Genomic DNA, 5,592 nt, shown 5'->3' with positions numbered 1-5,592 from the left:
TCGATGAACGCGCGGTGCATGTACGAATCGACGTTGTTGCCGTAGGCATCACCCGGCTTGAACACGCCACCACGGAAACGCACGAGCGCCGAAGGCTCATCGATCGCCTGGCTCATCGATGCCGGCAACAGGCCTTGCTTGAAGTACTTGGTGACGACCAGGTCCATTTCCTGACCGAGGTCTGTATCGCCATTGTTCAGGGGCAGGGAACTGGTGGAGAGAATGGCGCCGGTGGCGTCGTCGGTGTTGTTCTGCACCGCGTCGATGCCGTTGCTGCCGATCGGCTTGTTGCCGTCGACACGCCAGAATTTGTGGTAGATCAGGGTGGCGTCGTATTCGTCGTTGAGCATCCACGAACCGAACAATGTGCCGCTCTGCAGGTTGCTCAGCTCGCCACGGAAGGCTTCGCCGAAACGGTGTACCCGCGAGCGGGTGCCGGTGTAGTTCGAGCGGTTGCTTTCCAGGCCGTTCTGTTCGTAATCGCCGCTGGCGCGGGCATAGGCCGCACCGACTTGCCATTGCGGGTCAAGGCGCAGGCGCACACCCAGGTCGGTGGCCCAGCCATCGACGTCTCCGCTGCTCTTGGGTTGTGCCGGTGCAGTGCCATCGGCGTTCAACGGGTTGACCGTGTCGCGCTCGCCGCTCATGCCGGTGACGCTGGCCCAGTAATTGACCGTGCTGGTATTGCGCCAGTTATAGGCGTCGCTATCGGCGTTGAGGCCGATCCAGCTGATGTTGCCGTTCTGTTTCTTTTCCAGAGAGTCGCTGGCCTCACCCGGTGTCGGGTAGTCGAGCTTGCCGTTATCGTGGACATGATGACCGCGAATGCCGACCCAGTGACCCGGTGTCCACTGGTACGCCGCATCGGCGAAGGCATGTTGGCGATCCTTGTCGTCCGGCGCCAGCTCTGTCAGGTCGGTACGGTACTCGCTGAAGCGTTCGGCAATACCGACGTTGGCGCGCAGCAGGGTGGTGTCGAAGGTCCAGTTCAGCGCTTCGATGTTGGTGTCGCGCCACTGGCCGTCATCATTGTGCAGACGCTGGCGACCGAGCTTGAGGTTCTCGCCGGGGTACGGCGTGAAACCGCTGTAGCCGACCCAGAACTCGCGCATTGCCAGGTAGTTTTTCTTCGCCTTGCGATCGCCGACATCGGTGGACTCGGTGCCGTTGCCCTGTTGCAGGGTGTCGGTTTCGATGATGTCGGTAGAGGTGACCGCCTGCCCCATGGCATAGGCGCTCCACGCGCCACTTTCGCCATAGACCCACGGCCGCAGGTCGAGACCGACGCCGTTGACGTCGCCGCCGCTCTGGGTGCCCAGGTCAACGTCAGCTTCGGACTGGCCGGTGATTTTCACATCAAGGCCGTAGTTCTTGGTGTCGGTCGCTGCCGCCAGGGTCGGACACGACCACATCAAGGCGAATGTCAGGCCAATACCGGCCTGAACGAATGGATTCAACTTCATAGGGATTCCTCGCCGTCTTCTTCTTGCAGGGCATGCAGTTCCAGCGTGTTCTGGCTCAAGGCACCACGAACGGCCTGTTCTTGTTTCAACAGGCGTTGGGCCTCGGCGAGCTGGGCAGGCGGCAGTTGTGCTTCGAGTGTTTGCGCAAGCTCGGTGGCTTGCGGGGTGTTCTGTGCCTTGGCCAATTGGCTGAAGACATAGGCGTTAAGCGGGTCGGGCTTGGTGCCCTTGCCTTGGGAAAACAACTGGGCGATGGCGAAGTCGGCACTGCTCTGGCCATTGCGCGCAGCGGTCAGCAAATGATCCAGGGCTTTCTGCGGATAAACCTTGCCCAGGTAACCACGGCGGTAGATCTGGCCGAGGTAGTAATCGGCGGCGACTTCGCGGCCAACGGCGTTCTTGAAATGTTCTTCGGCAACCTTGGCGTCAACCGGGACCATTTTGCCTTCGTAGTAGAGCTTGCCCAGCAGCAATTCGGCGCGGGGCTGGTCGGCGGCGCGGCCGTTGTCCAAGTACTTCATCATCTGGTCGACATCACCCAGTTCAGGGAAGTCGTAGATCAATTGTGCGAGGGTTACCCACGACGCCGGGTAGCCCGGAGCGATGGGTTCGAGCAGTGACTGCGCGGTTTTCTCGTCGGTCGTGCCCAGGGTCGGATCGGCGAGCACACGGGCGACACTGTCCACCCGCTGCGCGGAGACGGTGCCGCGAGCATGTGCGGCTTGCATCTGTTTGATCAGCTCGGCCTGTTGCTCGGGTTTGGCCTGTTTCTGATAAACCGTGGCCAGTTCGACGTAGCAGATGTCGGTGGTGTTCAGCGCGGCTTTGCAGATGCTGGCGACTTCGTCCAGGTGCTGGTCGTAAGTGCCTTGGGTGCGATAGAGCAGCACCTGGGCCAGACCGGCTTCTGGTTTGCCTTCGGCACGCCATTGGCTGATCTGCTTTTGCGCATCGACATTCGGGAAACTGTGCGGGTATTGCAGGTACAGCATGGCCAGCGGAATCAGGGTGTTGCCTTCGCCATTGGCCGAGKCTTTTTTCAACAGGGCTTCGGCTTCGTGCTGTTCGGCTTCGGTGGAACCCGGCTTGGCCACCAGCAGGCGACCCAGGCGAGCCTGAGCACGCGGCGAGACGTCGGCCGCGGCGCGGTAAGTCGCCTCGGCTTGTTTGACCTGCGCCGGGTCACGGCTGTCGACCTGGATATCCGCCAGGCCCACTTGGGCTTCGCTGTAGCCCAGGTCGGCGAGTTGCTTGTAGTTCTGCTGAGCCAGCGCCGTGTCACCGCGCTTGAGGGCTTCATTGGCCAGACGCTGATCGGGCAGGCCGGCACAACCGGCCAGGCTGACTGCTAATGCCACAGCACACAGAGATCCCATGTAGGAGTGAGCCTGCTCGCGATGCAGGCGGCTCGGTACATCAGACAGACTGCGCAGATCCCATCGCGAGCAGGCTCGCTCCCATAGGGACTGCGGTGTGTTCGGGATTTTTATGATGGTCACAGGCATGTCCTCGACTTAAAGACCAACAGCCATGGCTTTGTCGATCAGCCAGTTCAGGTTCGGGCCACGATCGCTGTTCACTTCCACCGGGCGACCGGCGAGGCTGCTGTCCAGGGCTTCATCAGGCTGGATCAGTACCCGGATGTCGGACGACAGGTCTGCGCTTTTCAGGCTGGTGCTGCTGACGATCTTGCCGGTGCGGGTCTTGTCTTCGCCGGCCACCTGGAAGCTGACCGCAGTACCCGGACGCACGTCGCGGAACTGGCGATAGGAGAAGCGGGCTTCAACGTTGGCTTCGCTGTTACGCGGCACCAACTGGAAGATCACGTCGCCCTTGCTGGCGTACTGACCGTTGGCAACCAGTTGTTGTGCCACGGTGCAATCGCACGGCGAGGTCAGGGTGCCGGTCATTTGCTTGCCGAACAGTTCTTCAACCTTGGCCGGTTGCAGTTGGTCTTCATCCAGATGCCCTTTGAGAACATCGAGCATGCTGGTGCTGAAGGTGGCGAGCGGGGCGCCTTTGGCGGCAATGCYGTCGGCTTTGATCAGGCTTTGTACGGTGCCGTCGCGCGGCATCGTGATGTTCATGCCCGGCACGCTGACCAGACCGGCCTGGGCATGGCTGACGAAGTACATGCCGTACACCGATTTGAAGATGAAGCCGAACGCCGCCACGCCGACGATGAAAATGCCCAGGCTGAAGGTCACTGCACGCAGACGACCGAACGCGGTCATGCCGTGGCCGCCGTCCTTGACCTTGCGCGCCTTGGTGAAGTTGTCACGCTGCAGGGTCGCCAACACTTCACCCATGCTGACGATGTCGCCGGCCAGGTGAGAGGTGATCAGGTGACGCAGGGTGGAAATGTCTCGCTGTTCCAGGTTCTGGAACTGGCAACCGACACGGCCGGTCTCGCGGTCGAAGGAGCGCACTTGCAACTCCACGTCCATGGCCAGGCCGAGGTTGTCGATGACGAATTGCAGACGGGCCTTGTACACGTCACCGATTTTCAGCGGCAACTGACCGGCGTTGAACGCCAGGCCGCCAGCGGAAAGGTCGATAACCCGGGCTTCGACCGGCGTCCGGTCAGGGCCGAAGAAACGCAGCTTGGCCGGGATTTTCACTCGGGCGTGTTGACGCTGGGCTTCAGATTCATGCACTACGTTGGCGTTGACGGCGGTATTCATAGGGGCGATTTCCTGGTTAATTCAATAAGGGGGCGGTCAGACCATCATCAGCAGCACGGCGACAAAAATGCTGCCGGCGGAGAAGGTCATGGTCCGAGACGACCAGGTGTTGAACCAACGTTKAAAGCTGGCGAGATCACGGGTCAGAGAAGTGGGTTGGCGAGTCCAGGACTGTTGGTCGAGGCGGAAGAACACGTAGATCTTCACCAGCGCGCCGACGATCTGGTTGTAATAGAGAATCGCCGGGTAGGCCGGGCCGATCCGGTGACCGGAGCAGGACAGCAGCAGGGTCAGGATCAGGCGGGTAATGCCGATCCACAGCAGGTAGACCAGGATGAACGCGGTGCCGTATTTGAAGCTGGCAATCAGCGCAACCGTCAGGCCCAGCAACGATGTCCACATCGACACGCGCTGATCGAACAGCACCACGGAGGTGAATGCACCGAGGCGTTTGACTCCCAGGCCCAGGGCACGGGAGTTCTGCCGCAGGTTGTTGCCGTACCAGCGGAACATCAGCTTGCGACTGGCCTTGATGAAGCTCTTTTCCGGCGGATGCTCGACGGTGTTGATCGCGGCGTCGGGCACGTAGAAGGTGTCGTAGCCCAGACGCATCAAGCTGAACCAGCTCGACTTGTCGTCGCCGGTAAGGAACTTGAAACGACCCAGGCGCCAGTGTTGCAGCGAGTCGCTTTCCACGTCGGCGATGAATTCCGGGTTGGTGACCACAGTGGCACGGAACACCGACATACGACCGGTCATGGTCAGTACGCGTTTGGACAAGGCCATGGAGCACATGTTGATGTGGCGCTGGGCGAAACGCAGCTTGTGCCATTCGCTCATGATGTAGCCGCCGCGCACTTCGCAGAACTCGTTGGTGGTCAGGCCGCCGACATTGCCGAACAACTGGAACCACGGCACGGTCTTGCGCACCACGCCTTCGCCTAGCACGGTGTCGCCATCAATCACGGCCACCACGGCACGGTCGTCCGGCAAGTGGCGGGAGATGGCGCGGAAACCGTAGGCCAGGCCGTCGCGCTTGCCGGTGCCGGGAATGCGCACGAAGTCGAGTTTGACCCGGGCCGGCGGGTTCATCCGCGACCAAAGACTCTTCACCAGTTTCTCGTCGGACATTTCCACGATCGAGCAGACCATGGTGGTCGGCAGACCGCAGTCGATGGCTTCGCGGATCACCGAGGCGTAAACCTGTGCGGTGGTCAACGCGTCAATACGGAAACTGGTGACCATCAAAAATACATGGGACGGGTCTGCCGCTTTGCCCAGCTTGCGCACTTTGCGCCGCAGGTGCGGGTAAACCACGTACAGAAAAAGCATGCCGCGCAGAAAATGCGTGGCGCCCATCGAGTAACGCCAGATCCCGATGAAACCAATCAGGAAGATGAAGTCCTTCGACTCGGAGTCGAATGTGGACGCAGGCAACGCCAAGG

Annotated in this window: 4 protein-coding genes; all 4 read right to left on the bottom strand. The window is 60.9% G+C overall.

Annotated elements, in window-relative coordinates; all coding sequences use genetic code 11:
• Nucleotides 1-1,463 (bottom strand): alginate export family protein (locus AC1DRJ_RS18260; protein WP_477803393.1); only part of this gene is annotated, 1,463 nt, incomplete at its 3' end.
• Nucleotides 1,460-2,968, bottom strand: coding sequence for an alginate biosynthesis TPR repeat lipoprotein AlgK (algK, locus tag AC1DRJ_RS18255; protein ID WP_477803392.1), 1,509 nt, complete (start codon nucleotides 2,966-2,968; stop codon nucleotides 1,460-1,462). The genes algK and AC1DRJ_RS18260, both read right to left, overlap by 4 nt.
• A gap of 9 nt (nucleotides 2,969-2,977) precedes the next feature.
• Nucleotides 2,978-4,147, bottom strand: coding sequence for a PilZ domain-containing protein (locus AC1DRJ_RS18250; RefSeq protein WP_477803391.1), 1,170 nt, complete (start codon nucleotides 4,145-4,147; stop codon nucleotides 2,978-2,980).
• A 36-nt stretch (nucleotides 4,148-4,183) separates the two neighbouring features.
• Nucleotides 4,184-5,592 (bottom strand): mannuronan synthase (gene alg8, locus AC1DRJ_RS18245; RefSeq protein WP_477803390.1); only part of this gene is annotated, 1,409 nt, incomplete at its 5' end.

Source organism: Pseudomonas sp. P5_B2 (assembly GCF_056400445.1).
This window is presented reverse-complemented; position numbering and strand designations above follow the sequence as displayed.